This is a genomic window from Clostridium pacaense (assembly GCF_020709765.2).
Taxonomy (GTDB): Bacteria; Bacillota; Clostridia; order Lachnospirales; family Lachnospiraceae; genus Enterocloster; species Enterocloster hominis.
On the sequence record NZ_JAJFEB020000043.1, the window covers coordinates 1 to 3,922 of the forward strand.

4 protein-coding genes and 1 tRNA gene are annotated in these 3,922 nt (G+C 49.3%); 2 read left to right on the top strand and 3 right to left on the bottom strand.

Annotated elements, in window-relative coordinates:
* The first annotated feature begins 420 nt into the window (after nucleotides 1-420).
* A complete protein-coding gene (locus LK536_RS58255; RefSeq protein ID WP_008726061.1) occupies nucleotides 421-1,113 on the top strand; it encodes a GntR family transcriptional regulator in 693 nt (230 codons plus the stop codon).
* A 191-nt stretch (nucleotides 1,114-1,304) separates the two neighbouring features.
* Here the strand turns inward: LK536_RS58255 and LK536_RS58260 are convergent.
* The 3 genes from LK536_RS58260 to LK536_RS58270 all read right to left on the bottom strand — a co-directional run bounded on the left by LK536_RS58260 (nucleotide 1,305) and on the right by LK536_RS58270 (nucleotide 2,806).
* Nucleotides 1,305-1,376, bottom strand: a tRNA-Arg gene (locus tag LK536_RS58260).
* A gap of 45 nt (nucleotides 1,377-1,421) precedes the next feature.
* Nucleotides 1,422-1,985: a threonine/serine exporter family protein gene (locus tag LK536_RS58265; protein ID WP_227795168.1), complete on the bottom strand. Its 564-nt coding sequence runs from the start codon at nucleotides 1,983-1,985 to the stop codon at nucleotides 1,422-1,424.
* On the bottom strand, nucleotides 1,979-2,806 hold the full coding sequence (locus tag LK536_RS58270) for a threonine/serine exporter family protein (RefSeq protein ID WP_008726065.1): 828 nt from the start codon (nucleotides 2,804-2,806) through the stop codon (nucleotides 1,979-1,981). Before LK536_RS58270 ends, LK536_RS58265 begins: the two co-directional genes overlap by 7 nt.
* Before the next feature lie 310 nt (nucleotides 2,807-3,116).
* Here LK536_RS58270 and LK536_RS58275 point away from each other — a divergent pair, with 310 nt between their 5' ends.
* Entirely contained in the window at nucleotides 3,117-3,902 is a 786-nt protein-coding gene (locus tag LK536_RS58275; protein ID WP_227795169.1) for a DUF5688 family protein, read from the top strand.
* Nucleotides 3,903-3,922: the final 20 nt, after the last annotated feature.

Here is a 3,922-nt window from a genome sequence, read left to right on the forward strand (position 1 = left end):
CTTAATGATGTTGCTTTGCCTTAATGATGTTGCTTTGTCTTAATGATGTTGCTTTGCCTTAATGATGTTGCTTTGTCTTAATGATGTTGCTTTGCCTTAATGATGTTGCTTTGTCCAGCGGTGTTGCCCTGCCTTGCAATGTTGCCCTGCCACGCGGTGTTGTTTTTCTTTCCGTTCCCACCTCGTTGCATTTATTAGTCATGTCTGTAGTATACAACATGCGTTTTTCATTTTCAATATACACTTTCTACACAATTTGACTTTTATTTTTATGCAATATATCCAATTACTTTTTTGAAGATATTTTGTATACTTTATAAAAGCATTGATTTTATAGTATGTTTTTAAACTTATTTATTGATTTTTTTATCTGAATAGCCTATAATTATAATCAGTTGTATACTACAAGGAGATTTTATTATGTCAAAAACCGCCAATAAGGACTTAAAAAATCACACATATTGTATATTAAAGGAGCGTCTGGTCAACTGTATCTATCCTCCCGGGACCCTGTTGAACGAAGCACAGCTGGCAGCTGACCTGGGTGCCAGCCGTACGCCTGTGCGTGAGGCCATCAGCCGTCTGGAGATGGAAGGATTTGTGAAGATCATGCCTAAAAAGGGGATTTACGTCACAGATATATCTTTAAACGATGTGCTTCAGATTTTTCAGACAAGAATTGAGATTGAGCCGATTGCCGTGCGCCTGGCAGCGCCCCATCTTCCCCGCCAGGAGCTGCTGGCCTTCTGCGGCAAATTCGAAGGGGATGCCCCTGATATCCAGAACGGTTTCCGCCTGGACACTGCCATGCATCTGTTCATCATCGAACACTGCGGCAACCGCTATATCATCGATATGATGCACCGTATATTTGATGAGAACACCCGTGTCATCATTTCCAGTAAGCAGAACCAGGTACAGATTCATGACGCCCGTCTGGAACACCTGGATATCCTCAACTGCCTGCTGGACAAGGACACGGAACGTGCAATCGGCCTGATGCGCAGCCATGTTGAGAACTGCCGCAAGGCGGCCCTGGATTATTTCTGCAGCATCCAGACCTACATGGATTCCCCGTCCCTGACCTATAAAAACCAGCTGGCACAGCTGTGAATCATTACAGGTGAACGGCACGGCATGTACCCGCTTCCCACCGGACCGGCCCATGACAACGGACAGCCATTATATGCCAAATGCCGCAGTATGCAGGAATGAATCCCGGCACACTGCGGCATTTTATATAATCTTATGAAATGATATCCGATATGAAAATCCCATACACCCATAATCTGCGCAATCAAAAATGCGTCTGAGAGGAATCGAACCTCCGCACGCGGCTCCGGAGGCCACTGCTCTATCCACTGAGCTACAGACGCATCTCCATTATGATACTATATTTCTCCAAAAACTTCAAGTCCTTTTTACACTTTCTTCCTGTTCCCCACCATCTTGAACATGGAATCCATCAGAAACACAGCCATGGCAATGGCTCCGGCAATCTGTATCGTCTCAATAAGATAGTACATGGACTGCTCCCGGCTGCTGCGTATAATATGATATACCCAGTTATAAATGGACGTCCCCGGAACCAGGGGCAATATGCCGGGTATCAGGATTACGGTTACCGGCGCCCTCAGTATCCTGGCCAGGACATGGGACATCAGCGCCACTGCCAGGCCGGACATGAATGCCCCGAATACCAGGGACCCGCTGCCTGCCTTCACAAGAATGTACACCAGCCAGCAGACGCCTCCTGTAATCCCGGACCACCCCAGATACTTTTGCGGCAGGTCCAGTACCAGACCAAAACTGAGTACTGCCATGAATGCTCCGGCCACCTGTATGGCTGTTCCCGGTATCCCAGCTCCCTGTATTCCCATGACCTGTACACACAGGGCCTGTACACCCAAGGCCTGTCCCTCCACGGCCTGAACTCCCATGTTCTGTATTCCCATCTGTGCACACATCATCATTTCCCCTACCATACGGTCCCGCCTCCTGTCAGCTGATGGAACAGCGCCATACTGGCCCCCACTCCTGCCGCCACCGCCAGCGCCGTCACAATGGCTTCCAGCATCCTTGCGGCGCCGGAAGAGTAATCCCCATTCAGCGTATCCCTTACCGCCGTGGTGAATATCACGCCGGGCACCAGGGGCATGACCGCGCTGATGATGACTATATCCGTACTGCTTCCAGTGAACAGCCACCGGTTCAGCGCCAGCGCCGCCGTGCCCAGTGAGAAGGCTCCCAGCACATTGGTGCAGAAGTCATTCAGACGGATTCTGGAAGCCATGTATACGACAAATCCCAGCACGCCGCCTGTCACCGCAGCCGCAACACAGTCCACCATGCTGCCCTTTAACACCATTCCGAAGAAAAATGCAATGAACATATAGCTCAGCGCCTTGAGCCATTTTTTATACTGGCTTCTTGCCCTGATTTCCTCCAGCTCCTCATATGCTGCCAAAGGGGTCATGGCCTGACTGCAGAGTTTCCTGGATACCTCATTGACAAGATATATCCTTCCCAGGTTAGTGGAACGCTCATTCACCCGGCGCACTAAGGTGATGGCCTCACCGCCGCTGTCCTCCAGACTCACAAATATCCCCGTGCTGAACACCATGGTCTGCGCCTTCCTGTCAGGACAGCAGCCCAATATATGATGGATTGTATCCTCAATCCTGGCTATCTCAGCACCGCTTACAAGCATGATTTCCCCGGCCAGCAACGCGGTCCTGGCCAGCAGATGTTCTTCATTTCCCATGATTTTACCCGCAATCCCAAAAAGTATCTGACTCCGGGACATATCTGAACCGCCACATCCCGCTCCAGGTTTGAGTATAACAGCCGCCCGTCATTTCGTCAATTTCATTTATGGAAGGTAAATGTAAATAATTCATAAAATCCCCCTCCCCGCTCTTGACAAAATCCCCTGTATGGATTAAGCTGAATGCAATTCTTTTGAATACTATCTTTCCATTCTCATATTCATTTTTATCTTGTGTATTCTAAGGCGGCATGTCTATTTTTTTCCGGACCTCCCCTTACAATCCCGTTACAGATGATATGGAACTGTATAACAGTTATCATAAATAAAAAACCAAGGGGGTATTTTCGTGGAATACGAAACATTTCTCAATGAAGTAAAAGAACACATGGAACATGCTTTAGGAAAGGGATATGACCTTACGCTGCGCAGGGTTCCCAAGAACAACGGCCTGATGCTGGATGGCCTGTGTATCGCCAAGGACGGCGGCCACGTGGCACCCGCCATTTACCTGAATCCCTGCTATCTCCAGCATCAGGCCGGACGTCCCATGGCGGATATCGTGTCGGAACTCATAGCCCTGTACCAGGCCAACCAGACGCCGCCTGATGTGGACTATGACAGGCTTGCATGCTTCGAGGAAATCAGGCCCCATATTGCCTGCAGGCTGATTCATGCAGATTCTAACCAGGCGCTTTTAACGGACATTCCCCATATTCCCTGGATGGACCTGGCCCTGGTCTTTTATCTGTGCCTCCATGAGGATGACAGCGGACTCATGACCGCCACCATCCACAATATACACCTGGACATCTGGAACATTTCCCTGGCAGAGCTGAAGGAAACAGCCCTTGCCAACACGCCGAAGCTGTTTCCTCCCGTCATATCCAGCATGGCACGGATCATCGAAGACCTTTCCCTGGCCATGGAACAGGAATCCGCTTCCCAGCCTTCTGACGGGAACCCAGTGGATTATGGGCTTCCTGACCCCGACGCATCCGCTCCTTTCTATGTCCTGAGCAACACATCCGGAATTAATGGGGCCGCCTGCATCCTTTACCCCGAAGTGCTGAAAAACTGGTTCTATACTGAATGTTGGGGTGTGCTGAAAAGCACACTTCCAACATTCTTTTGATTGTAATAAAATACATCTAT

Excerpts from the sequence above, each read along its gene's own strand:
- LK536_RS58255 (WP_008726061.1), top strand. The coding sequence starts at position 421 with ATGTCAAAAACCGCCAATAAGGACTTAAAAAATCACACATATTGTATA.
- LK536_RS58265 (WP_227795168.1), bottom strand. The coding sequence starts at position 1,985 with ATGGTAGGGGAAATGATGATGTGTGCACAGATGGGAATACAGAACATG.
- LK536_RS58270 (WP_008726065.1), bottom strand. The coding sequence starts at position 2,806 with ATGTCCCGGAGTCAGATACTTTTTGGGATTGCGGGTAAAATCATGGGA.